Below are 24,758 nucleotides of genomic sequence, written 5' to 3'. Positions count from 1 at the left end.
CTCTATACCTCTATTATAGCGAAGTTCGTTAAAAGTGACATGAATTATTCCTTTTGACGTTAAGCGTTTGGGGTAAAACAGCTTTCTGTAACAGTTTGTTAAACATTTATTACCCGACTGTCACGATTTTGATATATTTTTTCGGTAAAGTAGGAAGCATACAAAACGGACGGATTTTATCAACGAGGTGACTGAATGAATTTAAAGGCGACGATATTAGCATTAATTGCCGCAGTGGTTTTTGCGGGAGTTCCGTTAGCAACGGTGGATGCTCACGCCCCAAGCCAGCCAGGCCAAACCCAAACTCCCCACACGGAGCAGGTGGCCCCAACTGGTTCACACTCAGAACCATCAAACGGATCCCGTGTTTAATGCACGGCTTGTTTGTGGGGGTTCATCATTAACTCCAAGGTAGTAAAAGAGGACGGTCCGCCAGGTCAATCGACTTGGTGGACCGTCCTTTTATGACTGAACTAGGGGCCATTGTTCATGATCTAAGGCCATCTGCCAAAAATCTAGTTCGTATAAACTGCTTATTTTAAAGGCCTGAAGCATATGCTGGTACGTGAGTTGATCGGCTTGATCTGCTAATCGGTTTACCAACTGGAGCTGGCTGGTCATGCTGCTGGTATAGTCCTCACTGGTATAGTCATCAATCCACTGCTGATAAAGGGGATTCGGGGATCCCGTGCTTTTAAGAGTTTGGCCAACTTCGGCGTAAAGCCAATAGCACGGAAGCAGGCAAGCAACGGCACCTGAAACACCATCTAACAGGAGGGCGCGGTACATATGCGAGGTGTAATTGTAGGCGGTAGGGGCAACCGGAGTTTGTTCAACTTCTTTGGCAGTGATCCCTAGTTGACTAAAGTAGGTTTTACGGGTCGCAATCTCACCTTCCCTGAGTCCCTCGGCACCCTTTGAAAGCAGTTGGGCAACCTCGGGAACCCGGGCCTGATGGGCAGCTTGCTCGTGGATGTTGGCGAACTGTTCAAGGTAGTAGCGGTCCTGGAGAAGGTAAAAACGAAAGGTTTCAATGGGAAGGGTTCCCGCCTGGAGCTGCTTGATAAAGGGATGATCCTTAGATGCTTGCCAGATCGCTTCGGTAGCTTTATGGGCTTGAACTGTAAACAACATGGTGATTTCTCCAATCATATATATTACGGAACGGGTAGAAAAAGAATTCCTTGGAGGAGAATGAATAGACTCACGGCGGTAACGTAATCACAGCGAGAAATTGAAATAGTGATTACGTGACTCCGGGGAGTATCCTCAACGTATCCGTGTGAGGTCATGGCCTCGGCGGTATTTTCCGACCATTTTAAAGCGGCCAGAATAGCTTTAAAGTAGAGGACGGGGGACCAAAAGTGGAGGGTAACGCCACGCATTTGGGCGGCCGACCGAATGGTGGCGACCTCGCGGCGAATCCGTGGCAGCATGTTAACCGCCGCTAAAATGCCGTACACAAATTTGGTTGGTAAATGGGCATTTTGCTCCAGGGACTGTGCTAACTGGTAAGGTGTCGTAGTTAATGAGAAGGCGCCCCCTAAAAAAACGTAGGCGTACATCCGTGAGAAAATAACGCCGGCAAAGTGGTTAGTGGCGGTTCCTTGGTAAAGCAGTGACCAAACTAAGGCCGCAGCAAAAAGTCCCGGAATGGTTAGAAAATAGAACAGTGTTTGCCAGCGAATCCGATGAATCAGTAAGTATATTAACCCCAAAAGGGTGAGGATGACGTTCATCGTAATGGATTGGGTAAATGAGATTTCTAAGGCTAGGACCATTATTAAGGTTAACTTCACCGTTGGGTTCATCCTAATGCCTCCTGATAGCTGAATTGGCCGTCCCTTAGTTGAAGGTGGTAATTGAAGAGTCCATCAAGCCCGTTTAATTGGTGACTGATAACGATGAGGGTCTGACCGAGTTCGGTCATTGCCGATTTAAGCAGTTGGGCCACCACTTGAAGGGACTGATAGTCTAATCCTTTAAAGGGTTCATCGAGTAATAAAACCGGAGCCCCCATAATTAGCATGCAGACTAGCTGAACCTTCTTTTTTTGACCCTCACTTAAACTATACAAAACTTGATTGCGGTGCTCGGTCAAGTTTAAATCGGCTAGCATACTGTCGATTCGGTGCTGAGTATAAAAATTGGTTTGACTGTGTTTGATCGAGAGCGCTAACTCTTCGTTAACGGTGACGTTAACAAACTGGGTTTCAGCATCTTGAAACATAAGGTTAACGGTGGTGGCATATCGGGACCGGCGGATTTTTTGAATGTTTTTTTGTTGGTAGGTGATGAGCCCCGTATAGTTAGTTAGTCGGGTGAGTGCCGAAAAAAAGGTGGATTTTCCCGTCCCGTTGGCTCCCGTAATTAAGGTTGCGCGGTGGGCCATTAGGGCAAAGGTGCTAGGTCCAAGCAGCAGCCGGCCGTTTTGAACGAGTTTTAAATCTTGAACGGACATCATTTCTGGTTGTTGTTGAGGCAATGAAAACTGCTGGCTTAGGGGCCTAGTAAAGGGTTGAAATAGCTGGTACCGTTCATCCCGATCCAATTCCTTAATCTGGCGAGAAGCAGAATCTAATGCAAACACGTTATCAGCGATGGTCTCGTACTCCGTTAGGTCATGATCAGCTAAAATGACGGTTTTTCCTTGGTTGACCAGCCGTTTTAGATTGAGGAGCAAGCTATGTCGAGCCTCGGGATCAACGCTGGCAAACGGTTCATCTAACAGAATAACCTGGCTGTTCATGGCCACAATAATGGCTAGCGCCACCTTTTGTTTCTCCCCCCCGGAAAGTTGCGTTAGGGTTCGGTGCTTCAGCTGGGAAATCCCAATAAATGCGAGGGCTTTATCTAGCCGATCATTAATTTCATTTGCGGGAACCTGTAAATTTTCTAGTGCAAAGACTAATTCATGCTCAACGGTGTCCATCGCAAATTGTTGGTTTGGATCTTGAAATAAAAGGGTGACTAGTGAGGATCGCTGACTGGCCGCAATATCAGAAACGGCATGTTCACCAAGTGTAATGGTTCCCGATAATTGGTGGCCGCTAAACTCAGGGTATAATCCGGCAATACTTTTCAGCAGTGTAGATTTACCAGTTCCCGATGGCCCTGATAGTAAGGAAAAGCGGTGATCCGGGAAGGTCACGTTAACGTGGTTTAACGTGGGGCGGGGAGCATGGTCATATTGAAAGGTAAAATCATGAACGGTCACATTAACCAAGTTAACCATCCTTTCTCATCAGTTAATTTTGGGGTGTTGCTCCGGTTCCCAGGACGTGGGCCCGGTCGAGAAGGTTAACGATTGCCTTTGTTAGTACGCCGCCAAAGAAAAAGTTAGATAAAAATCGGACGGCTAGCAGACCTAACAATAGGGGCAGATGGTAGGATCCATAACCATTTTTGATCATGTCCCAGCCAAAGGTGACAAGGGTAACGGTTACGGCACTTAATAATAGCGTGCCCCAGTTATACCGTTTGTAACCAGTTAGGGTGAACCCCAGTTCTGAGCCAACCCCTTGAATGGCGCCCGCAATTAAATCACTGGCGCCCCACTGACTGCCGAGTAGCATTTCAACGGCGGCCCCAATAAATTCACCAAGAAAGGCGGCGACAGGGATTCTTAACAGGTATCCCGCTACGGGACCCGCCATGCACCACACCCCAATGAGAATTTCATTGGCAAATGGGGCGAGCCCCATGGGGGTTAAGATTGCCGTTAAGACATCATACAGGGGACTAATTACCCAAAAAATAACCCCGAAGAATAAACTAATGAGTGCTAATAAAATGATGGAACGAAGATGCCATGAACTTGAATGTGACATGGTAAAGCCTCCAAAAAAATTTTTTCGAAACGGCTAGTGTACGCCCCGCTAAATGCACGAAAAAAGACCCCACTTATCCAGTGGGGTCCTGTCCATAGCAGGTTATGATGTGATCGCATCTCCCTTCGCTGGTATTAACCAGATCAGGTTCAATGGGTTTGATCTCAGCCAAATGGCACCCCAGATAATTTCGATACCCATAGATTAACCGATTAAACTCTGACTGTAAAGAAAAATTTAAAGAAGCGCAAAACTCACCGCCGAATATCGCAGGGGATGGAACTCTTCACTACACGTTGACGGAAACCGATAATCCAACTTGTTTTGGGACGTTAGCAGCTTCTGATTTATAATCGTTGCAACAACATCTTTTGATTTAGACCTGCTATAATCGAGTTAAGATGTCGATCCGAGGAGGAAAACGGACCATGATCAAATTGATCGCAACAGATTTAGATGGAACATTGTTACGTGACGATGGTGAATTTAATGTGGAATTAATGGATTTATTGGTCGCACAGCTAGCGGATGCTGATGGGCACTTTGTTGTGGCAACCGGCGACCCCGTTTCCCACGTTAAGAAGTTATTTAAACGTTACCCAACGCTTACGACCGTCGCCGAAAATGGGGCAATTATTGTTCAGGATGATGAAGTTAGACGCAGTTTTCCCATTCCGGATTCTTTGTGGCAGGAGGCAGTGACGTGGATTGAAACCACGGATCAGCTAGCGGAACCATACGTGATCTTGGCGGGAGCTAACCGGGCCTACACCAAATTGCCAAAGGACGGTGACCGGTTTAAGGCTTCCCAGTATTACTACGAGAATTTAACGCATGTCAACGATTGGACGGAGATTCCGGAACCCATTTTAAAATTGGACTTAACTTGGCTGCAGGATGATGTTAATGATTACGCAGACGCCTTTAACCGCGAATTTAAGGGCCGGCTCGTAGCAACTCCCAGTGGATTAGGGGGAATGGATGTCTTGCTAGCCGGAATCTCAAAGGCGTCTGCTGTTTCGCACCTCATGGATCAGTGGCAGATTGAACCCACCGAGGTGTTGGCATTTGGAGATGCTGGAAATGACGTTCCCCTGCTTGAACTGGCGGGAACTGGTATTGCCGTTGAGAACGCCTCTGATGCGGCGAAACGGGCGGCTTCGGAGATTCTGTTAACTTCTAATAACGACGATTCAGTCTTAAAAACGGCGCTGCGGTTAATGTATTAGGTTAGGAAAAGAGTGCAAACGGAGATGAAACAGTTCTGGGGATTAATTGAAAACGGGTTAGTCGATTGGTTAAGCAGCGATACATACTTCCTGTTGAAACGGATCCTAACGGTCATTTTTCCGCTCGTGTGGCTAAGTGCCATGGCGGAATTAGTGGTTAAGGGATGCTTAACGTCAAACGGATACTACTACCAAACGCTTGGAGTGAAAAATTGGCTGCCCGGACTTTCGGTGTGGCGGACGTTTTTTCAACTGTTACAACAAATTCCCGCCCACTTAATTGCAATCATGGGTTGTTACGTAACAGCAGAGTGGGTTTCCCGGTTTTCGGGTGATCATAAACGGTGGGTTGGAATTACCGCTGTAGCCGGTTATTTAATGCTCAATACGAGTTCGCTATCTGGTTCGAATGCGACTTTCTATGGGGCATCGCTTGGGTATAAAGGACTCTTTTTAGCGGTAATGGTTGGTTACTTTGTGGGTTGGATCATACGTCTGGCTAATCACCGTACGGACTCGATTACCACCCAAAATACCATTCGGGGATGGGCCCTTGGGATGGTCATTTTATTCGCGGGGATCGGGTTGCTAGTACGGGAGTTTGTGACTACCGGATTGGTAAACGTCTTTTACCGGTTTTTAACCTATCCCTTTCAGTCAACCACGAAACTTTTGGCCATGCTGGGGGAGAGTTTACTGAATGGTTTTTATTGGTTGATTGGACTTAACGGCCCGTTAGCCATCAATAACAATGACGTGGTCAGTTCCTTAGAAAATTTCGCCTACGTTATCACGCACGATTCTTTGAAAAATTTGCCATATCCCGTCACGTTTCATACGGTTGTCGATACCTTTGCGACTTTTGGGGGACCCGGAATGACACTGGGGTTAATTATTGCCATTTTGCTGGCCTCAGATGATCACCACGAGCGCCGGATCACCTGGTTAAGTTTAGTTCCCGGGTTAGGAAACTTAAACTTGCCCCTGTTAGTGGGGATCCCCGTTGTGTTGAATCCGGTCTATGGAATTCCGTTCTTACTGGCGCCTCTGGCTAGCATTGGAATCGCCTTTGGACTGTTAAAACTGGGGTGGTTAGTTCCGGTGGTTTATCCATTATACAATGCGATTCCCGGTCCGTTTCAAGGGTTCTTTGGCTCCGGCGGTCACCTTAGCGGGCTAATTGTGGGATTGATTTGCCTTTTAGTTTCCGTGGCGATTTATTACCCGTTCGTTAAGTGGAACGCACGGCTTCAAGGGCGGATTGAAGAGAGGCGAAGCGAATGATTAAGAAACGTTACGGTTGGTGGCTCCTCCTGTTTGGCCTTTGCGTCCTCCTTTTTTTGCCGGGTTATCTAACTCTGTCTAAGCAGACGGAGGCCTTTAAGACGAGTAAAAAGACCTATATGGCACCGTTGATTATGGTTCCAGGATCCAGTGCGACTCCGAACCGGTACGACGGGTTAGTCACTGAATTGAATAAGAAAACTACCGTGAAGCACAGCTTGCTGCGGGTCCTCGTTAAAACCGACGGGCAGCTGAAGTTTTCGGGGAAAATTCGGGCTCGAGATCCTCAACCCATCATTGTGGTGGGCTTTGAGAATAGTGCCGACGGGGAACAAAATATTTATCAGCAGGCTAAATGGTTTAATATTGCGTTCAAACGACTTCAGTCAGTTTACCAATTCAACCATTTTTCGGCGTTGGGCCATTCAAATGGCGGACTGATTCTGACGCTATTTATGGAGGAAAACCTCAGTAAGTATAATGTAACGGCCGATCGGTTAATGGCAATTGGATCACCGTTTAACATGGAGGAAAAGGACCGGAACGTTAAAACCGGGATGTATAACACGCTTTATAAGCAGCGGCTTTACTTGCCGTCCTCGCTTACGGTTTATTCCGTTGCGGGGGGGACCTCCCTGAAGAGTGACGGGATTGTGCCCGATAGCAGTGTGGCACTCGGCCGTAATGTATTTCAAGGTTCTGTCAAACACTACACGGAGATTACGGTAACGGGATCAACGTCTAATCACGCTGACCTCCCCGAAAATCCGCAAATCATTAAGCTAATGGAGCAGTATTTGCTGACGGGCAAACCAAAGTCGAGTTCTAAACCAAACTAGTCAGACGAATTCTGAAAGAGTAAAATAAACGGGTAAGCAAATTGGAGGAATAATCATGATTGAGATGATTGCGTTAGATTTAGATGAAACACTCTTAACAACGGACAAACAAATCTCACCGAAGACCGCGGAGGCACTCATTAAGCTGCATGAAGCGGGTAAAAAAATTGTTTTATGTACGGGTCGGCCAATCAATGCCATTTGGAAGTACATCGAACAATTACAATTAACGAATGATGATGATTACACCATTACCTTTAACGGGGCACTAGTCATTCAGAACACGACCAAGGACGTTTTAGCCCGGTCTGGGATGAGTAAGACTGACCTTCAGCCCCTCTATGATTTTGCCAAACAAAATGGGAATCCGCTCGACGTGCTTGATTTTGAGCAGGTTTATCCGATCGCTGATTTAACGCCGTCTCAATATCAACAGATGCTCAAGGCGCCCATGGATTTTGTCCCAACGGACTTTGAAAACCTGCCGGATCAGGATTATAGTAAAGCCGTTATGTCAACTAATCAGGAAGTTTTGGATGAGGTGGCAGACCGGTTAACTCCTGACATGCATAAGCACTACCACATCGTACGGTCGCAGCCTAAGATCATGGAATTCTTAGCTGACGGCATGGACAAGGCTGTCGGGTTGGAGCAGCTGCTTGACCACTTTGATTTAACGTTTGCTAACCTAATGACCTTTGGGGATGCCGAAAATGATTTGGGAATGATTGAAGCCGCTGGCGACGGGGTCGCCATGGTTAACGGAACCGATCAGGTCAAGGCCGCCGCCGATGATATGACGACGTTCGATAATAATCATGATGGGATTGCGAAGTACTTAAAAAAGGCGTTTCCTGATATTTTAGACCGGTAATTAATTGAACCACACCGAACCCATTAAGTTCGGTGTGGTTCTTTTTTGGCTGTGGGAGTATGATGGAAAAAAGTGTTGAAACGGGTGACGATATAGCTGATAGAGTGCATGATCAGCATCGTTAGCCCGAGAGTCGGCGGATGTGAGACACTCTTTGGCTGAGTTGGCCGGAGATGCGTGAGGGCCAACCGGTTCAACCAGGAAAGTAATGAAGTGAGGCTGATAACTAATGACAGAATTAACCAAGTATGATATCACCATCGTAGGGGGTGGCCCAGCGGGAATGTTTGCGGCGTTCTATGCTGGAATGCGGAACGCAAAAACCCAGCTATTGGAAAGTTTAGAGGATTTAGGCGGGCAAGTTAACGCCCTCTACCCCGAAAAAAAAATTTTAGATGTTGCGGGATTTTCCCATATTAAGGGGCGTGATCTGGTTCAACGGCTGAAGGAACAGCTGGCGGATTTTGAGACGGATATTTATACTAAGTCCCCCGTGACAGACCTTAAACCCCAAGATGGCGGCTACCTCATAACGGCTGGCGGCCGACAATCGTGGACCAAGACGGTGATAATTGCGACCGGAAACGGCGCTTTTACCCCGCGGAAATTAACGGTTGATGGGGCTGATGCAGTTGAAGGAACGCACCTATTTTACACGGCAGCCGACTTAGCTCACTTTAAGGGGCACCACGTCATGGTTGCCGGGGGTGGGGATGCTGCCATTGATCAAGCCCTGATGCTAAATGAAGTCGCCCAGCACGTGACTTTAATTCACCGGCGCGACCAGTTTCGGGCCTTAGAACATAGCGTCGACGTGCTGGACGCTTCTACGGTAACGGTGGAAACCCCGTTTTTAATCAAGGCCCTTTCGGAGACGCCGGATAATCAAATCTCCGTAACTCTAAAACGGGTTAAAACGGAGAATGAATTGCACGATGAAGTGGTGGATGACCTCTTAGTCAGTTACGGGTTCACGTCAGATAATCGGGTGATGGCTGATTGGCAGGTGAAATTCGAGGAAGATCGGCGCTTACTGGCCGTTGATCGAACGATGGCGACGAATCAACCGGGAATTTATGCAATTGGGGATGGCGTCAACTATGAAGGCAAGCAAGCATTAATTGCCACCGCCTTTGGGGAGGCGCCAATCGCAGTGAGTGCCATTATGAACCGGTTCTTTCCTGACCGGCGCAGTCCCTTACACAGTACAATGATAAGCCAATAGGCCAAATGTTATCAGCCAAAAGAACGGCCGCCAAATTCAATGGTGAAGAAACCCCCGGTATTGGACTAATTCCAACATCGGGGGTTTCTTTGTTTTACAAACGGATGTCACCATCGTTCTTTTTAATTTGGGTTGGAAGCACTATTGGCATCCGGATTGGTAATTTTGATCCGGTTAGAGTTGGTACTCTTATGGGCAACTTCTGGGGCATCCGTTTCATACCAGTTCGTTGTCGTATGATCCCGGTTACCGGTGTAAAGGTCGGTTGATTTTACCCCTAGCTTTTTCTCAATGTCGATGGCCTTATCTAGACCGTTGGCGTAATTGTAGTCGCCGGCGTTGACAGCCTTAAATCCCTTGGGGTGGTAGAAGCGCAGCAGATTCTTTTCGTTTAGTGAATCTGATAGGCTAAGCTCGGTGTTAACCTTCTTTTGGTCGGCCTTAATCTGTTTTTCCTGCTTGCCCTTTGGGTGAATTTCCTGCTTTGTTTTATTGCTGTAGATGGTTCCGGACAAAGAGGTGTAGTCCGGATCAACCCAGTCCTTATTGCGGAAGGCAACGACTTGATCGTGCTGCTTTGAAAAGAGGTCCGTCCCAAACTGAATGTAACGTTTGGAACTAATTCCTAGCAAGTGCAGCAGGGTTGGCAGAACGTCAATTTCTCCCCCGTACTGGTGTTCAACCCGGCCCTTTTTATATCCGGGCATGTTAAACATGAGGGGAACCCGCTGTAACTGGGCGTTATCGTAGTCGGTCCAATCATCAGGATCCACGTTTAGAGCCTTGGCTAGGCTCTTGTTTTCGGAGTCCGAAATTCCATAATGGTCACCGTAGAGCATCACAATGGAATTTTTGGCTAACCCGGATTTATTGAGGTACTGATAAAATTCTTGAACGGATTGATCCAGGTAGTGAGCGGTTTGGAAGTAATTATCAACCGTAGAATCGCCCGTATCCGTCGTTTTAAAGCTGGTATCCTCAGAATCTAAGGAATAGGGGAAGTGATTGGAAACCGTAATGTACTTCACGTAGAAGGGCTGCTGCAGGCGCTGCAGGTAGGATACTGAATCTTTAAACAGCAGCTTATCCTTTAGTCCGTATCCGGTCGCCTTGTCACCTGAGGTATCGTAGTAGCTGGCATCAAAAAAGTACTGGTACCCCATGTTTTTGTAAACGTTATTCCGGTTCCAGAAACTGGCAACGTTCCCATGGAAAACGGCGCTCGTATAGCCGGCGCGTTGGTTTAGAATGGCCGGCGCGGCCTGGAAGGTGTTGTCCGATCCGAGGGAGGCGAACAGCGATCCCTGGGGAAGTCCGTACGTACTGGTTTCTAACATGTTTTCTGCGTCACTCGTTTTTCCCTGGCCCACCTGATGGAAGAAGTTATCAAACGAATACGTTGACTGACTCCGGTAAAGTTTGTTTAAGAACGGCGTCACTTCTTGGCCGTTAACCTTCTTGCCAATTAAGAACTGCTGAAAGCTTTCCAAGTGGATGACGATAACGTTCTTATGTTTGGCAATTCCGTAGAGTTTAGGATCCGGTTTCGCATAGTGCTTGTCTGTAAAAGCTTCAATACTCGTTAACTCGGACTTTTTAGCGGTCGCCCGCAGTTCATTCGTATGCTGGGAACGAATCCCGTCGTATACGGTGAAAGCGTCTAACCCGAGGTATTTAACAAGGTAGGTCCGGTCAAACATCCGGGTTAACAGCTGGGGGCGGTTCATTTCGGCGATCCCTAAGTTAGTCATAAATAACAGGACGGCTGCGGAAGAAAAAGCTGCCCCCACCCGCCAGTTAAGTGGTCGGAGGTCGATATGGATGTAGTGGAAGGCTAAACAAACGAGTACGATCACAATGTCAAGCCAGTAAAAAATATCGTGGATGTTAGTGAGGGCGATTGAGCTTCCGGATAATCCCTGGTTAACCTTATCGTAGCCGAGCATCGTACTAACGGTCATGAAGTCGGTGAATTCGCGGAAGTAGATGACGTTAAGATAGAGTAGGACGGTGTTCAAAATATCCAAAAAAATACTAATGGGATAGAACAGCCGGGCCGGTTTAATATAGAGGGCTAACCCAATGATTAATGCAGTCGTTGCAATGGGGTTAATGAGGACGATAAAAAACTGGAGGGGGTCTTCCAGCCCTAAATTAAAGTCGATAAAGTAGGCAAAAAGAGTTTTTAACCAAAACATGCCGATTAGTAGGGTGACAAATCCTAATCGGGTGCTGGTTTGACTCCATAGGTATTTAATGCGATTCACAAGCAATAGCTCCCTTATTGAAATGCAACACTAGTGTACATTGTATTATAGGCTAAAAGTACCACTAGTCACTAGGTTATCAGTCTTTAGCCGGGAAAACTTAAAAAATCAATAATTTAGAAAAAGCTTAAGTGCAGTATACTAGGGGTATTAAAGGTGAAAGGGTGACCAAAAATGACTGACGTAACACTTTATGTAGTTCGACACGGGCAAACCTACTATAACATCTACAACAAGCTGCAGGGGTGGAGTAATTCACCGTTGACGGAGAAGGGGATTTTGGATGCGCAACGTGCGGGAGACCGCTTAAAAAACGTTACCTTTAAAACGGCTTACTGTAGCGACACGACGCGAGCAGAGCAAACTGCGCGGACCATTTTAACGGCTAACGAAGCCCATTCGGCGACGGATGTGACGGTTAGTCCGCTATTTCGTGAACAGTTTTACGGTTATTACGAAGGGGCCAATATGGATGAGACCTGGTACGTAGCCGGGGCACCCCATGGGTTACCGACGTTTAAGGCCATTGTAAATCAATACGATATTGGGACGGCGAAGGACTTTTTAAAGGCGGCCGATCCCTTTCACGATGCGGAGAATAACGAAGAATATTGGACCCGTTGGGATCAGGCGTTAGATACCATTCGACATGATTCCCGGTTAGAGGATGGCGATAACGTTTTGCTAGTCAGCCATGGCAATACCCTTTTAAGCTTAATGGAGCGGTACGGCGATGGGGCATATGATTTAACGGAGCGCCCTAAAAATGGCAGTTTAACGAAGCTAGCACTGACACCAGCTGATGTACAGGTGATCAGCTATAACGAATGAGGAAAAGACGTGGAAATTAAACAATCAATGGGGCAAGGCCCGGAAAATCAGGCTGCGCTTCAAATTAGACGGACAGTCTTTATTGATGAACAGGGAATTGATGCTGATCTGGAGTTTGATGGGACCGATTCTGATAAGAAACATTATGTCGGCTATGAAAATGGGCGGCCCGTCACGACGGCACGGGTTGAATTAACGCCAACTGGTTGGCTCGTTCAACGGGTCGCGACCCTACCAGAAGACCGCCATCACGGGTATAGTCAGCAGCTTCTCACCCAGATTATTAGTGACGCTGCCAAAGCAGGCACTCCCCAGGTGAGGTTGGATGCCCAACACCAAGCAGTTTCGTTTTATGATCGGTTGGGCTTTCAGGTCGCTGGGGGCGCCTTTTTGGAGGCGGGGATTGTGCATTACCCAATGATAAAAGAGTTATTGTAGACAAAATAGTGGCTTAATTCTACTAAAATAGAATTAAGCCACTATTTTGACGTAAAGTTAATTGGTAATTGAAGTTATACAGGTAAACTTATTTTGTAACATGAAATAGGTTGAAATGAGTGAGTTAAAAACAAAACTTTCAAAAAATTCGTTTTAGGATAACATCCATGTTAAAATAGTTAACATAAGCTTGAGATAAAGGGGAGATATTGTGAACAGTGCGAAGAAAAACATTGAGAATATTCTCAATACGGACCGGTTTATGTTTCGAATTGGTGAATTATCACAGATGACTGGGGTTTCTGCTCGGCAGCTTCGATACTGGGAGAAAAAGGGGTACATTCAGTCGGAAGCTAGGGAAGATGGGCAGCGGGCCCGGGTCTATTCCTTTAAGTCCTTCGTGAAGGTCTCTCTTATCAAAGAGTTCCTCGATCAAGGCTTTACCCTTCCGGCTGCGGTGGATAAGATGACCGAACAAGGGAAACGAATGAGTGAATTACACCAACTTTATCATAACGCCTACCATGGGTTAGGATTTTATGAAGATCAGCTTTGGGTCAACATGGGTTATTTTGACGATGAAAAAACAAAAATTCTCTTAGCTCACGTTGGCGATGATGACGACGTTCATTACCGGGTGATGCCTGAAGAGGAAGTAGCTGAAAAACTAGAGAAGATCGGACCGGAAACGTTACCTGGCCCACCAATGCCTTAAATTAGCAGCAAACAATAAAGGCCCCGTAACCATTAATTGATGGTTATGGGGCCTTTGTTATTTGTCTATCGACTTACCGGGCGTGCTGGCTCTTTCGACGGTGGTAGGTAGGTAAAACAATGGTTAGCTTACCTACCGCGGCTAAGATGAGCGGCAGGGTCACGTTGAAGATTAATAGGGTGTAGATGGTAATCAGAGCAATACTAGCTAAGGTTACCGAACCAGTGAAGAATAGGGCCGCAAACAGCATGATACCGATGAAGGTTAAGTGGCGTACGGTTTGACCAAAATGGGTCATGCTAGGAACAACCCAAGAATCTAACGGCATTTCGCTTTCATGCATGTTCATTCCAATTCTGACGAGCTGTGTCGTCACGAGGATGGCGAGGGGAATCAAAACTACGAAGAGACCTTCCCAATCAAAGCTGGCCTCTCCGAATAACCAGTTGGTGGTTAATTCACCGAGTTGGAGCCCCGCACCAGCTGAGATACAGAAGGTGAGCAGCCAGTAAAAGGGTTGTAAGACGGATCGGGAAACGATGAAGAGAGCGAATAGAATAATTCCAAAGATCAGCATGAGCATCGCTGGGAGGCTGTGCTGGACTTGGGATTGAATATCAGCTTGGACCACGGGTTGACCCGAGAAAATCAAGTCAGCAGCGCCCAGGTTCGTTCCACGGATTTGACTATCGGCCACTTGCTGAAGATTCTTAACGACCCCCGCGGTTTGACGGGTGGGAACGTTATCTAAGGTGATCGTTAAGTAAGTGATTTTAGCGGTCTTATCCGTGTAGTTATACAGGGACTGCTGGAAATCACCGCTTTGGATTTGATCGGGTGTCAGGTAAAGGTTCTTAGCTGCTTCAGAGGTTTTGTAGCCAGCTAGGTAATCATAAATTTTTCCGAGGGTGGTTGAAGCCGTCTTTAGGCCGGCCTGGGATTCTTTGAGGCTGGTAGTGACTGTATCAACCGAACTCTCATAAGAGGAAAGGGCATTTGCTGAACTATCCAACCCAGTTTGGGTTGACGCCATGCTGGTTTCTAAGTCGGTTAACGCAGAAGCTGCTTGGTCTAATTCCGTATTTACCTTTGCAAGGGTCTTAATATAGGACTGGGCACTTTTAGACGTGCTGGTTCCGGATGCGGACGCCCGTGATTGAGCGCTTGCTAGGGAGGCATCTAGCGTTATGGCGTTATTTAGCATATCCGTTGACTGATTCGCAACCTTGTTTAATTTAGAGACGTTCTTGGACAGCTGCTTTTGGTTGAGGTTTGATCGATCAGACTTCAAGTCGTCTTGAAGCTGATTTAACTGGCCCTGAACGCTTTTGACGTTTCCGCTAACGGCATCCATTTGGGAATCAGCGTAATACTGTGTGATCGGCTGCCCACCAGGCTGAGTAATTGAGGCCACGGACTGAATACCCTTTTGGGCCTGTAATTTACGGGTTAAATTATCAATTTGGTAGAGGTAAGCTTGATCATTCAGTTTGTTAGAGGTCTTAACGTAAAGGGTAACCGGGGTGGCACTCCCACCACCCATGTGGGCCTGCATGACTTGGGCTCCCGAAATGGCTTGATCATTAACGTGGTTGGTGGTGGTGTAGTTCAGGTTATCCCGGTAGGAGAAGGCAAACGCCCCAACAATGACTAAGCAAGCTGCAATGGTAGCGACTGGCCGCCAAGCACCAAAGCGACTCAGGTGAAACCACATCGTGTGTTGGGTAGAACCGGCTACCTTATTACTTGGCCAGAAGATCTGGTCGCCAAGCAGTCCCATGAAGGTGGGCGTTAAGGTAAGCGTCGTTAACGTGCTAAGGATAAAGGCCACCGCAACTAAGCTTAAAGCGCGGATAGAGGAAAACTTAAAGAGGGCTAACGAACCAAAAGCAACGGCCAGAACCACTGTTGAGATGGTGGTGGATAACCAGACGGAGTGCAATGATGCGGTTACGGCATCTTGGGGCTCAACATCCGTATCCATTTGACGGCGAAAGTTTCTGAGAAGGTAGAAATGGCCGAAAAGTCCCAACATGACTACCGCAAGGAGCAGTTCAACCGGTGTATAGGCCGAAAAGGCGAAGTGGAACCGCGTTGCTAAGTTGCCAATGAGGCTTAAGCTAGCTAAGTAAGCCGCAAGTACGCTGAACATGGTGATGAACGGCGCCACGACGGAGCTGAATAAAACACCCATAATAATGAGGCTGACAATGAAAATGGCAATAATTGCCTTAAACCCGGTACTAGCAATGGCAGAGTTGTTAGCGTCATTAACCATTTGGGGGCTAGTAATGTACGTTTTAACCCCGGGGGTCGTAATTTCGGACGACAGGAGTTTGGCTTCATTGCGAACGGATGCGGTGGACGAACTAACCTGCAGCTGGACGATTTGCGTGGAACGATCCTTTGACTGAAGGACCGGCGACATTACGGGTGTATTAGAGACGGAGGTCAGTTGTTTAATTCCGTAACTCGTCTGATTTTTTTGTAGCGACGTGATGGTCTTGTTGATTGACGTTTGCTGTTTCTTAGTCAATGCTCCATCAGGATTATTAAAGACGGCATTGACCGTATAGGTGCCATCTAGATCGCGGCCCCAGTTGGCCCGAAGGTTTGAGGCTTGAACGGGTTGGCTGTCATTAGCCAATTGGGGTTGTCCATCATACTGGATGATTGAATTAATATTTGGTAGTAAAATAATGGATGCAAAAATAATGATTAACCAAACAATTAATGCAATCAGTCGGTTATGGTGTAATTTATGTATCTGTTGCTGCATTAGTGGTAGTCTCCCTCTCCAAAGTTAACTGGTTTTTATGTCGAAAAATAATCGTATTTATCTTAAATTTTATCATACTATGGCGTTATTTTGAGGGAATAAAATAAAAAGCCGCCAACTTTGAATAAATGTAACATTTCGATTCCGAACAATATTTAGCTTTGTTTTAACTTACTTTTAGTGTACGCTAGGGAAAAATAGGACGAAGGAGTTTTTAACATGGCGAAACACAAACGGCGGTATCAATCCCCGTATGCGCCACTGATGACGGATCAGCGGTTTGAATTTGCGTCGCAACTGGCTAAACAGTATCGAATGGACGTTAGTGAGGTGTTAATGGCATACATGCAGATTACGGCGAGTGTAGCCAAGGCCGTCTCAGGAACGCAAAAACGTCAGCAAGAAATTGATCAGAGGTTTACCGCATTCTTAACGGATGCCCAAAAGTTACCCTACTAAAAAACGATCCGCTAGCGGATCGTTTTTTAGTGGGCGAGGAAAAGTAGACTTAGAAGACCGATTAATACAGCTAAACTGATGACGACTAGCCGACGTTCGGATAACACGGCAAAAAATTCACGAATCCCGTTTGTAAAAAATAACGGTGCCGGGGTCAAAGCAGCGACACCCTGGGCGGCAACGTGAGCTTTTTTAGCTAGAAGAGCGGCCCGGGGCACGTGATAAGAATTGGTTACAAATACGATTTGTCCGGTATCGGAAAGCAGGGGACGGCTAAAGAGAAAATTTTCTGCCGTCGAGTGCGCTTGGGACTCACGCTTGATATGGTCGGGAGCAACGCCGTTTGCAATCAGATAGTCTGCCATGGCATCCGCCTGGGTGATGGTTGCACTTCCAGAAAAGCCGCCTGAAACAATTAGGGTGGCCTGCTTCTCTGATGCTGCGTACAAGTCAAGGGCCCGATCCAAACGGAGTGAGAGGAGAACCCCCACCGAGTTATCCGCTCTTAGCCGGGCCCCCAAGATGATCACTTGGTCAGAAATAATGGGACGCTGGGTGTGCAAGTACAACCAACCGTAGGCCAAAAAATCGGCTAGGAGCAGGGATAAACCACCGAGTTCGGCGGGAAAGATTAAGCTTAATCTAGTAACTCCGGATAGATCTGACTGAATGAACCCGATGACAGTAATCAAGCTTAACCCAATCCAGATGGTCAAACTCACCCGGACCCAAACTGGTAAACTAGCCCGTTTTTTAAAGATGAGCTGGCTTTGAAAAATCAGCCGAATTAAACAGAAGAGGGTCGCTGTAAGCATTAAAGCCGCGTATAGCACGACTGCCATGGTTAAGAAAAGTAGAATTCCGGCGCTTGTGGCGGCCGTTTGCCACGCCCAAATGGCAGTTAGAACCAGGGCCAGATTAATGAGCCACCCGTTAATTAAGCGCCGGGATTCCACGTGCCAACTAAAGATTAAGGCGCAGTAGCTGAGTAAGGTAAGCAGAAGTATAATAGGACATTCCTCCAATTAAAATTGTAAATTTTAGTATGGTTTTGCGAAATAAATTGGGAAACTAAGTTGACCTTAGTATAATCGATTTGTGGTAATCGGATGGAATTAAGGGGCGAAAAAGTTGGCAAGCAGAAAAAGAATGCGACGGTCGAAGACCTTTTCAACAATGATTTTTATGGCTGTAATCTTAGTCTTTGCAGTTGGCTTTGGTATGCGCCACGTGATGCTGCAGGTGGGCAATTCAGTCGATGCGACCACCTCCTCTGAGGTTAGCCCAACGGCTGCAGCCCATAAGGCCTTCATTAAGAAAATGGCTACCCCAGCAGTTGCTGCTTACCATCAAACCGGTCAGGTACTGCCAAGTATCGTGCTTGCTCAGGGGATCTTGGAATCTAACTGGGGCACGTCCGAACTGTACTTACAGGCGAATAATCCGTTTGGGGTCAAGGGAACGTATCAGGGCCAGTCAAAAACCTTCCCAACTTCAGAATATGTTAATGGTAAGAAAATTCAAATTCAAGCTGCGTTTCGGGCGTATCCCTCGTTAGAAACGGCCATCCTGGATCATGATGCCCTGCTGGCCAATCAATACTTAAAGAACCAGCGAATTACCAGCTTTTCCCGTCAGGCAAAACTGCTGCAAGAAAACGGGTACGCAACGGATCCTGACTACGCTGAAAAGTTAGTTAATCTCATTAATCAATACCAGCTCTCCCAGTACGATGCCTAGTTGAAATTTCTAGGTAAATGAAAGTGAACATGATAGAATATGGGTAACCAATTTTGAAGTGATGAATTGGAAAATTTTGGACTCATAAAGGAGAATTGCCACTAAATTGTTACACTTTTTGGGTGAACTTTACGGACCGTTTTTCAGTGAACAGAACTGGGCTGATGTGATTACGTCAGGGTCAGACTGGCTTATCATACTATCGTTAGTCCTCATTGAATGCCTCTTATCAGTGGATAATGCGGTTGTTCTGGCGGCACAAACTCAGTCGTTGCCGACCAAAAAACAGCAGGAGGAATCCTTATTTTACGGGTTGTGGGGCGCTTATATTTTCCGCTTCTTAATCATTGGGATCGGGACCTACCTGATTCACTTCTGGGAAATTAAGGTTTTAGGGGCCCTATACCTCGTTTATCTCTCCGTTCGATTCTTTACGAAGAGTAAGGTGGTTCACACCCGAAAGCTCAAGACGGACGATGGCAAACATCATATTCTGTCCCAGTTTTGGTCGGTGGTGCTCCAGATTGAGTTTATGGACATCGTCTTTTCCATTGACTCCGTCTTAGCCTCCCTGGCAATTTCTTCCAACCCCGTGATCGTGTTGATCGGGGGATTAATCGGAATTCTGTGTATGCGGGGAGTTGCTGAAGTGATTATGAAGTTAATGCGGCGCATCCCTGAACTTGAACCCATGGCGTACATTCTGATTTTAATCATTGCGATTAAACTCTTCCTGTCAATCCCAGCCATTGACATTGAAATTCCAGCCGCTGCATTCGGTGGAATTGTCATTGGGGCCATCGTGTTAACCTTAATTATTCACTGGGTTCGGGTTAAACGTGGGAAGGATCAGCCAACAAATCAAAATCAAAATAAAAATTAATTGTTAAACCAGGTTGGGATCATTTTAGGTAGCCCAACTAAAGGGGCGGGATTACCAGTGCAAACGGGTAGTGCCGCCCCTTCTTTATCCACTGATTGCTGCGTGGTACGATAGGAATAGAAAATTAGGGGGGATAAGCAGATGAAAATCGGGTTTATTGGAACGGGAGTTATGGGAAGTAGTATCGTCCAAAACTTACTCAAGGCCAATCATGAAGTCGTCGTCTATAACCGAACGAGGGCCCACGCGGAGGCAGTATTAGCAGCGGGTGCGGTTTGGGCAGACACGCCCGCAAAGGTTGCTGCACAGGTCCAAGTGGTCATGACGATGGTTGGATTTCCTGCGGACGTTGAAGAGGTTTACTTTGGAACCAACGGAATTTTTGCGGGGGCAACCTCCGAAACGATTCTAGTGGATATGACGACTAGCACCCCTAGTCTGGCCGAAAAGATTTCGACTGCCGCCCATGATCAGAGGCTGCTTGCTTTAGATGCCCCCGTATCTGGTGGAGATGTAGGCGCTAAAAATGCAACCCTGACCATTATGGTGGGGGGAGATGAGTCAGCCTACCAAACGTTAATCCCTATTTTTCAGCAAATTGGTCAGCGGGTCAGCTACTTTGGTTCTGCTGGTAAGGGTCAGCACACGAAAATGGCAAATCAAATTATGATTGCGGGCACCATGACTGGACTGACCGAAATGCTGGTATACGCGCAAAATGCGGGATTAGACCTAGAATCAGTATTAGCAACCCTAGAAGCTGGCGGAGCGGCAAATTGGAGTATGGCAAATTACGTTCCCCGGATTTTAAGGGCCGACTATACCCCGGGATTCTTTGCTAAGCATTTCCTAAAGGACCTGCGGATCGCTTTAGACGAGGCCAAACGCATGGATTTAGACCTGCCAGCAACCCAGTTAGCTGAACAACTCTATAAAAAAATGGTTGACCAGGATCATTTAGGCGATGATGGGACTCAGGGTCTCATCCTAACGTATCCGGGTTGGCAAAAATAAACAGGCTGGAACATAAGACGTTTGGGCCATGCCAAATAGGGGCGATGACCTAGTTCGATTGTTTTTGATCGGATTTGGTTATCGTCCCTATTTGGTTGTGGTCTGTCTTTAGTCGGGTTCCGTTTCTCAACTTTAAGCGAAGCGGATTGAATATTCCTAACTTTTTGAGTTTTTCTTACTCCGTATCCGCAAAAAATTGGTAGAGTTCTTCTGCCGTCAACTGAGCCTTGGCTTCGCCTGCAATATCGTAAACGATTTGTCCCTGATGAAGGACAATGAGTCGGTTACCATATTTAAGGGCGTCTTCTAACTGGTGGGTGATCATCAGGCAGGTTAATTTTTCGGTCGTAATCCGGTCGTCCGTCAACTGCATGAGCTGTTGGCTGGTTTTCGGATCGAGGGCTGCCGTATGTTCATCGAGAAGGAGAAGTTCAGGCCGCTTGAGGGTTGCCATTAGAAAGCTTAAGGCCTGCCGTTGTCCCCCCGAAAGATTTTCGGTTGGCGTTTTCAACCGGGTATCCAGGCCGTTGTGCATGGATGCGGTCAGTGACTTGAAGCGGGGGAGTTCACGATTCAACCGGCGGGGAACAAGCCGGCGCCGTTCACCCCGGTGTAAAGCCAGCAAGAGATTTTCGGCCACCGTCATACGGGGCGCAGTTCCCATCTTGGGGTCCTGAAAGACGCGACTGAGAAACTGGGTCCGTTTTTCCTCGGAGGTTTGGGTGATGTCTTGGCCGTGAAGGAGAATCTTCCCGCCGTTAACCCGTAAATTGCCACCAATGGTATTGAAGAGGGTGGATTTTCCGGCCCCGTTTGAGCCTAAAACCGTAATAAAGTCCCCCTCGTTAATGGTTAGATTCAGGTGGTTTAGAATGGTTTTTTGTTCTGGCGTATTCGTGTTGACCGTGGTCACAATGTTTTTCATTTCTAAGAGTGGTTTAGTCATGGGTTAACCCCCGTTTCAGTAGGTGCCGTAAATTGAGGTGCTTTTGGAAGACGGGCAGCATCATGCAGAGAGCTAGCACAATAGATGAAATTAAGTTAAGGTCGTTCGCACTAAAGCCGAGTTGGAGAACGATCAGAAGAACGAATCGGTAAAGAATACTGCCGCAGGTTACGGCAACCAAACGCTGGTTTAACGTTAATTCACCAAAAACGACTTCGCCAATAATGATTGAGGCTAGGGCGATCACGATAATACCAATTCCCATGTTGACGTCAGCGTACCCATCGTTCTGGGCGACTAATGCGCCTCCCAGTCCAATTAGGCCATTGGATAGCATTAACCCCATAATCTGCATGTTATCCGTATTAATACCAATGGAGCGAGCCATCACGTCGTTGTCGCCGGTGGCAATAAAAGCTTGGCCGAGGTCGGTCTGGAGAAAATAAATCATTAGGATGGTTACTAGGGTAACCACGATTAATCCCAGGAAGACGCTGTCGAAGTACATGGGAAGATGGGCAAAAAATGGGAGCTTAAAGAGGGTAATTTTACCCATTAAGGAAACGTTCGCCCGGCCCATAATCCGGAGATTGATGGAGTAACACGCCGTCATCACCAAGATTCCGGCTAGTAAAATTGGAATTTTACCCTTAGTGTAGAGGAGGGCGGTAACGAGACCTGCGAGTGCGCCTACGCCCGTGGCAAGGAGGGTCGCCATTAGTGGTGACATCCCGTTGGCAATGGCTGCCGCACAGGTTGCTGCTCCTAACGGGAAGGTTCCTTCAACGGTCATATCCGGAAAGTCTAAAATTCGAAAGGTGAGGAAGAGTCCGATTCCGAGTACCGCCCATAGTAGTCCCTGCCCAATTGCTGATACGATTAAATTCATTAGTGAACAACCTCCCCGTGTGCTTTAGCTTCCTTAATTAATGAGTTCGGGATGGTAATCCCAATTTTATCGGCCTGGGTCGGATTAACGACCAGTTCCCCGTGTTTAACAAAGTGGATGGGGGTGTCAGCTGGGGTGGCTTTACCGGCTAAAATTTTAGCGGTCATCTTTCCAGTTTCTACCCCGAGATCGTACTGGTTGATGGACATTGTTGCAACGCCCCCAGCTTTGACCATACTATCGACGGCCGGGAAGACGGGTACCTTAGCGTGATTGGCATTGGCGACTAATGTTTGCATGGCACTAGCAACGGTATTATCGGTCGGGACGTAGACGGCATCGACTTCAGACACCATTTGCTGGGACACCTGGTTTAAGTCGTTGGTGTTGGCAATGGAGTATGCCTTTAAGTTAACGTGCTTTTGCTGACAGAGGGCCTTGAATTTATGGTACTGTGCCGTAGCTGAATCATCCGATGACGTATAAATAATACCAAGGGTTTTCATGTTGGGCATGATTTTTTGAATGAGATCTAACTGTTCAGCTAAGGGAGCCTGGTCAGACACGCCCGTAATATTTCCCCCGGGATGGGTGTTGCTTTTAACGAGGCCAGCGCCCTTAGGGTCCGTAATGGCTCCCAAAATAATGGGGGTTTTCGTGGTGGCGTTGGCTAGCGCCTGGGCTGACGGTGTCGCAATTCCGATCATTGCGGAAACATTTTCGTTCACGAATCGGGTGCTCATCGTTTTGAGGTTGCTTTGGTCGTTTTGGGCGTTTTGAAAGTCAATTTTGACGTTTTTACCGACGTGGTAGCCTTCATCCGCCAACCCCTTGATAATTCCGCGGTGAATAGAATCCAATGCGGGATGGGACATGAGTTGAAGAATTCCAACGGTTGGAACTTTTGCTACGGTGGTCTGTTGGTGATTTTCACGGACAAATGCAAATGCCAAAAAGGCAATTAGTGCCGCAATAAAACTTAGTAGACGTTTCATAAACTCTCTCCTTTGCTGGGACGAAAAAAGGGCGATCCAGTTCAACTGGGTCGCCCAAAAAAGTTTAGGGCCCGCTGAACCGGATAAAAATCCGTGCGGGCCCTATATTATGACATAGGTAAATGAACCGGCACAGACGTGATCGATCGTCTTTGATCAAGTCACGTCTGAAACCGTGGCCTGATTTACCGGCTTTGCCAACGAATATTAACGTTGATCAAGGTGTTTGTCATAATTTCCTCCGAAATGTTTGATGGAATCAGTATATAAAGATTTAAAACCCGTGTCAATACAAAATAACTTTTTGTTACCGTCCAAATTTAGTTTTTGAAAAAGTTAAAAACGTTATAGTATTAACTAGTTGATGCTGTGACCATTTAAATAAGCGAATATAACGATTGTAGTAGTGAGGGATCAACGATGGAGAAAATTAGCGAGAGGGCAGGCCAAGTTCCCTTCGAAACTGCCTTTATCGACTATTGACAGGACTGCTGATATGTCGGACTGCGGGGCCCGGCATTCGGTTTTTCTTGTGCACTAAGAAGGCGACTCTTCATGTCCTTTAACCAATGAATTCAGAGAATCGCGATGATATTAAACGAAATACTGGGGTGAATGTTATACTGGTTAAAACAAGCGAAGAGGGGACCTGAAATGAAAACTGCAGTGGTAACAACCAGTTCAGCCTATTTGACTGCCGAACAATGTGAAACTTACGGGATCAAAGTCATTCACGCCCCCGTGCTGTTTGGTAATCGGCTTTATCAAGAGGGCGTGGATTTGGATTCTAACTTATTCTACCGACTGTTAAAGACGGAAAAAAAGCAAATTCCAACGCCAGCTCAGGCCTCCATGGATGAATTAACGCCGTTGTTTACCGACCTCGCTCACGAGGGTTATGAAGACGTGATTATTATCGGCTTGGCGGGTGGCTTATCCGGATTCATTAACACCTTAACCACTTACGCCCAGAACGTTACGGCGCTTCAGGTTTGGCCGTGGGATTCGTACGGGGTGTGTGCTTCGACGGGGTACCAAGCGCTATTAGCGGGACAGTTAGCCCAGAATGGGCTTTCGGTTCAGGAAATTTTAGCCCGGTTATCAGTCCTTCGCAGCCGGCTAAAAAGTGTTTGGCTGCTGGACTCGCTTCGGCCCCTATCCCGGACGGGCCAGATCAACTTGAACCCAGTATCGGATTTATTGAAGGGAAAACCCATTTTAACCTTTACTGAACAGGGTCAGGTGAAAGTCACGGGATCAGCTCGATTTGACCGGAGTGCTTTAAATGAATCGGTCAAGTTACTGGGGCAGGATGAGAAGGATGCTGATTATTTGCTACGGGCCACCGTTGTCAACGGTGATGACCGGGAAAGCATGCAGGAGTGGTTAGACAAATTAGCCGCTGAACTACCGAATATACAATTCGAAGAAGGAATCATTGGCCCGTACGTCGGAACTCTCATGGGGAGTGGTGCCATGGGGTTAGTCTGGGGCCAGGATTGGAAGTCATTAACCTAGTCA

The 24,758-nt window shown here is 47.0% G+C and carries 24 protein-coding genes and 1 riboswitch; of the genes, 14 read left to right on the top strand and 10 right to left on the bottom strand.

Annotated elements, in window-relative coordinates:
• Positions 1-195 precede the first annotated feature (195 nt).
• Complete coding sequence (locus tag DCM90_RS09950) at positions 196-372, top strand: hypothetical protein (protein ID WP_165815195.1); 177 nt, start codon at positions 196-198, stop codon at positions 370-372.
• 90 nt (positions 373-462) lie between these two features.
• Here the strand turns inward: DCM90_RS09950 and tenA are convergent, their stop codons facing one another.
• The 4 genes from tenA to DCM90_RS03835 are packed head-to-tail and all read right to left on the bottom strand — an operon-like array spanning position 463 to position 3,830.
• Positions 463-1,134: a thiaminase II gene (gene tenA, locus DCM90_RS03850; protein ID WP_109250026.1), complete on the bottom strand. Its 672-nt coding sequence runs from the start codon at positions 1,132-1,134 to the stop codon at positions 463-465.
• A gap of 23 nt (positions 1,135-1,157) precedes the next feature.
• A complete protein-coding gene (locus DCM90_RS03845) occupies positions 1,158-1,811 on the bottom strand; it encodes an energy-coupling factor transporter transmembrane component T family protein (protein ID WP_109250025.1) in 654 nt (217 codons plus the stop codon).
• Positions 1,808-3,226 (bottom strand): ABC transporter ATP-binding protein, encoded by a 1,419-nt coding sequence (locus tag DCM90_RS03840; RefSeq protein WP_109250526.1) that lies wholly within the window; start codon positions 3,224-3,226, stop codon positions 1,808-1,810. The genes DCM90_RS03845 and DCM90_RS03840 overlap by 4 nt, the downstream gene beginning before the upstream one ends.
• A gap of 22 nt (positions 3,227-3,248) precedes the next feature.
• Positions 3,249-3,830 (bottom strand): ECF transporter S component, encoded by a 582-nt coding sequence (locus tag DCM90_RS03835; protein ID WP_109250024.1) that lies wholly within the window; start codon positions 3,828-3,830, stop codon positions 3,249-3,251.
• A gap of 103 nt (positions 3,831-3,933) precedes the next feature.
• Positions 3,934-4,023, bottom strand: a riboswitch (TPP riboswitch).
• Between the two features lie 235 nt (positions 4,024-4,258).
• Between DCM90_RS03835 and DCM90_RS03830 the strand changes: the two genes are divergently transcribed.
• The 5 genes from DCM90_RS03830 to DCM90_RS03810 all read left to right on the top strand — a co-directional run bounded on the left by DCM90_RS03830 (position 4,259) and on the right by DCM90_RS03810 (position 9,281).
• Positions 4,259-5,059: an HAD-IIB family hydrolase gene (locus DCM90_RS03830; protein ID WP_165815194.1), complete on the top strand. Its 801-nt coding sequence runs from the start codon at positions 4,259-4,261 to the stop codon at positions 5,057-5,059.
• A 24-nt stretch (positions 5,060-5,083) separates the two neighbouring features.
• On the top strand, positions 5,084-6,343 hold the full coding sequence (locus DCM90_RS03825) for a PTS transporter subunit EIIC (RefSeq protein ID WP_109250022.1): 1,260 nt from the start codon (positions 5,084-5,086) through the stop codon (positions 6,341-6,343).
• Positions 6,340-7,182, top strand: a complete 843-nt coding sequence (locus DCM90_RS03820) for an alpha/beta hydrolase (protein ID WP_109250021.1) — start codon at positions 6,340-6,342, stop codon at positions 7,180-7,182. The genes DCM90_RS03825 and DCM90_RS03820 overlap by 4 nt, the downstream gene beginning before the upstream one ends.
• Before the next feature lie 55 nt (positions 7,183-7,237).
• Entirely contained in the window at positions 7,238-8,056 is an 819-nt protein-coding gene (locus DCM90_RS03815) for a Cof-type HAD-IIB family hydrolase (RefSeq protein ID WP_109250020.1), read from the top strand.
• A gap of 229 nt (positions 8,057-8,285) precedes the next feature.
• A complete protein-coding gene (locus DCM90_RS03810; RefSeq protein WP_109250019.1) occupies positions 8,286-9,281 on the top strand; it encodes an NAD(P)/FAD-dependent oxidoreductase in 996 nt (331 codons plus the stop codon).
• Positions 9,282-9,403: 122 nt separating this feature from the next.
• On the opposite strand, the gene DCM90_RS03805 is transcribed toward DCM90_RS03810, so the two are convergent.
• A complete protein-coding gene (locus DCM90_RS03805) occupies positions 9,404-11,539 on the bottom strand; it encodes an LTA synthase family protein (protein WP_370738408.1) in 2,136 nt (711 codons plus the stop codon).
• A gap of 183 nt (positions 11,540-11,722) precedes the next feature.
• Here DCM90_RS03805 and DCM90_RS03800 point away from each other — a divergent pair, with 183 nt between their 5' ends.
• The 3 genes from DCM90_RS03800 to DCM90_RS03790 all read left to right on the top strand — a co-directional run bounded on the left by DCM90_RS03800 (position 11,723) and on the right by DCM90_RS03790 (position 13,532).
• On the top strand, positions 11,723-12,379 hold the full coding sequence (locus tag DCM90_RS03800; protein ID WP_109250018.1) for a histidine phosphatase family protein: 657 nt from the start codon (positions 11,723-11,725) through the stop codon (positions 12,377-12,379).
• Positions 12,380-12,388: 9 nt separating this feature from the next.
• A complete protein-coding gene (locus DCM90_RS03795) occupies positions 12,389-12,817 on the top strand; it encodes a GNAT family N-acetyltransferase (RefSeq protein ID WP_225365958.1) in 429 nt (142 codons plus the stop codon).
• A gap of 211 nt (positions 12,818-13,028) precedes the next feature.
• Positions 13,029-13,532: a MerR family transcriptional regulator gene (locus DCM90_RS03790; protein WP_109250017.1), complete on the top strand. Its 504-nt coding sequence runs from the start codon at positions 13,029-13,031 to the stop codon at positions 13,530-13,532.
• A 73-nt stretch (positions 13,533-13,605) separates the two neighbouring features.
• On the opposite strand, the gene DCM90_RS03785 is transcribed toward DCM90_RS03790, so the two are convergent.
• Positions 13,606-16,311, bottom strand: a complete 2,706-nt coding sequence (locus tag DCM90_RS03785) for an MMPL family transporter (RefSeq protein WP_109250016.1) — start codon at positions 16,309-16,311, stop codon at positions 13,606-13,608.
• 219 nt (positions 16,312-16,530) lie between these two features.
• On the opposite strand from DCM90_RS03785, the gene DCM90_RS03780 reads away from it, so the two are divergent.
• Positions 16,531-16,770 carry a hypothetical protein gene (locus DCM90_RS03780; RefSeq protein WP_109250015.1) on the top strand — a complete coding sequence of 80 codons (240 nt, stop codon included), beginning with the start codon at positions 16,531-16,533 and terminating at the stop codon, positions 16,768-16,770.
• A gap of 26 nt (positions 16,771-16,796) precedes the next feature.
• Here the strand turns inward: DCM90_RS03780 and DCM90_RS03775 are convergent, their stop codons facing one another.
• The gene (locus DCM90_RS03775; protein ID WP_109250014.1) at positions 16,797-17,726 is read right to left on the bottom strand and encodes a YdcF family protein; all 930 of its coding nucleotides are present in this window, start codon (positions 17,724-17,726) and stop codon (positions 16,797-16,799) included.
• Between the two features lie 229 nt (positions 17,727-17,955).
• Here DCM90_RS03775 and DCM90_RS03770 point away from each other — a divergent pair, with 229 nt between their 5' ends.
• The 3 genes from DCM90_RS03770 (at position 17,956) to DCM90_RS03760 (ending at position 20,407) form a co-directional block, all read left to right on the top strand.
• Positions 17,956-18,510 carry a glycoside hydrolase family 73 protein gene (locus DCM90_RS03770; protein WP_225365957.1) on the top strand — a complete coding sequence of 185 codons (555 nt, stop codon included), beginning with the start codon at positions 17,956-17,958 and terminating at the stop codon, positions 18,508-18,510.
• Between the two features lie 106 nt (positions 18,511-18,616).
• Complete coding sequence (locus DCM90_RS03765) at positions 18,617-19,393, top strand: TerC family protein (protein ID WP_109250012.1); 777 nt, start codon at positions 18,617-18,619, stop codon at positions 19,391-19,393.
• 141 nt (positions 19,394-19,534) lie between these two features.
• Entirely contained in the window at positions 19,535-20,407 is an 873-nt protein-coding gene (locus DCM90_RS03760) for an NAD(P)-dependent oxidoreductase (protein ID WP_109250011.1), read from the top strand.
• A 175-nt stretch (positions 20,408-20,582) separates the two neighbouring features.
• On the opposite strand, the gene DCM90_RS03755 is transcribed toward DCM90_RS03760, so the two are convergent.
• From DCM90_RS03755 to trpX, 3 genes are read right to left on the bottom strand one after another with little or no spacing between them, the layout of a single operon-like run.
• Positions 20,583-21,353 carry an ABC transporter ATP-binding protein gene (locus DCM90_RS03755; protein WP_109250010.1) on the bottom strand — a complete coding sequence of 257 codons (771 nt, stop codon included), beginning with the start codon at positions 21,351-21,353 and terminating at the stop codon, positions 20,583-20,585.
• Positions 21,346-22,242, bottom strand: coding sequence for an ABC transporter permease (locus DCM90_RS03750; protein ID WP_109250009.1), 897 nt, complete (start codon positions 22,240-22,242; stop codon positions 21,346-21,348). The genes DCM90_RS03755 and DCM90_RS03750 overlap by 8 nt, the downstream gene beginning before the upstream one ends.
• A complete protein-coding gene (trpX, locus tag DCM90_RS03745) occupies positions 22,242-23,237 on the bottom strand; it encodes a tryptophan ABC transporter substrate-binding protein (RefSeq protein ID WP_109250008.1) in 996 nt (331 codons plus the stop codon). Before trpX ends, DCM90_RS03750 begins: the two co-directional genes overlap by 1 nt.
• Positions 23,238-23,891: 654 nt before the next feature.
• Between trpX and DCM90_RS03740 the strand changes: the two genes are divergently transcribed.
• Positions 23,892-24,755 carry a DegV family protein gene (locus tag DCM90_RS03740; RefSeq protein ID WP_165815193.1) on the top strand — a complete coding sequence of 288 codons (864 nt, stop codon included), beginning with the start codon at positions 23,892-23,894 and terminating at the stop codon, positions 24,753-24,755.
• Positions 24,756-24,758: the final 3 nt, after the last annotated feature.

Origin of the sequence: Levilactobacillus bambusae (assembly GCF_003124125.1) — a bacterium.
Lineage (GTDB): Bacteria > Bacillota > Bacilli > Lactobacillales > Lactobacillaceae > Levilactobacillus > Levilactobacillus bambusae.
The sequence above is the reverse complement of the archived record's forward strand: the minus strand, read 5'-3'. Positions and strand labels throughout refer to the sequence as shown.

Coding starts and splice junctions, on each gene's coding strand:
- DCM90_RS03755 (WP_109250010.1), bottom strand. CDS start 21,353: ATGACTAAACCACTCTTAGAAATGAAAAACATTGTGACCACGGTCAAC.
- DCM90_RS03770 (WP_225365957.1), top strand. CDS start 17,956: ATGGCTGTAATCTTAGTCTTTGCAGTTGGCTTTGGTATGCGCCACGTG.
- DCM90_RS03780 (WP_109250015.1), top strand. CDS start 16,531: ATGGCGAAACACAAACGGCGGTATCAATCCCCGTATGCGCCACTGATG.
- DCM90_RS03760 (WP_109250011.1), top strand. CDS start 19,535: ATGAAAATCGGGTTTATTGGAACGGGAGTTATGGGAAGTAGTATCGTC.
- DCM90_RS09950 (WP_165815195.1), top strand. CDS start 196: ATGAATTTAAAGGCGACGATATTAGCATTAATTGCCGCAGTGGTTTTT.
- DCM90_RS03810 (WP_109250019.1), top strand. CDS start 8,286: ATGACAGAATTAACCAAGTATGATATCACCATCGTAGGGGGTGGCCCA.
- DCM90_RS03835 (WP_109250024.1), bottom strand. CDS start 3,830: ATGTCACATTCAAGTTCATGGCATCTTCGTTCCATCATTTTATTAGCA.
- DCM90_RS03820 (WP_109250021.1), top strand. CDS start 6,340: ATGATTAAGAAACGTTACGGTTGGTGGCTCCTCCTGTTTGGCCTTTGC.
- DCM90_RS03785 (WP_109250016.1), bottom strand. CDS start 16,311: ATGCAGCAACAGATACATAAATTACACCATAACCGACTGATTGCATTA.
- DCM90_RS03750 (WP_109250009.1), bottom strand. CDS start 22,242: ATGAATTTAATCGTATCAGCAATTGGGCAGGGACTACTATGGGCGGTA.
- DCM90_RS03800 (WP_109250018.1), top strand. CDS start 11,723: ATGACTGACGTAACACTTTATGTAGTTCGACACGGGCAAACCTACTAT.
- DCM90_RS03740 (WP_165815193.1), top strand. CDS start 23,892: ATGAAAACTGCAGTGGTAACAACCAGTTCAGCCTATTTGACTGCCGAA.
- DCM90_RS03845 (WP_109250025.1), bottom strand. CDS start 1,811: ATGAACCCAACGGTGAAGTTAACCTTAATAATGGTCCTAGCCTTAGAA.
- trpX (WP_109250008.1), bottom strand. CDS start 23,237: ATGAAACGTCTACTAAGTTTTATTGCGGCACTAATTGCCTTTTTGGCA.
- DCM90_RS03830 (WP_165815194.1), top strand. CDS start 4,259: ATGATCAAATTGATCGCAACAGATTTAGATGGAACATTGTTACGTGAC.
- DCM90_RS03825 (WP_109250022.1), top strand. CDS start 5,084: ATGAAACAGTTCTGGGGATTAATTGAAAACGGGTTAGTCGATTGGTTA.
- DCM90_RS03815 (WP_109250020.1), top strand. CDS start 7,238: ATGATTGAGATGATTGCGTTAGATTTAGATGAAACACTCTTAACAACG.
- tenA (WP_109250026.1), bottom strand. CDS start 1,134: ATGTTGTTTACAGTTCAAGCCCATAAAGCTACCGAAGCGATCTGGCAA.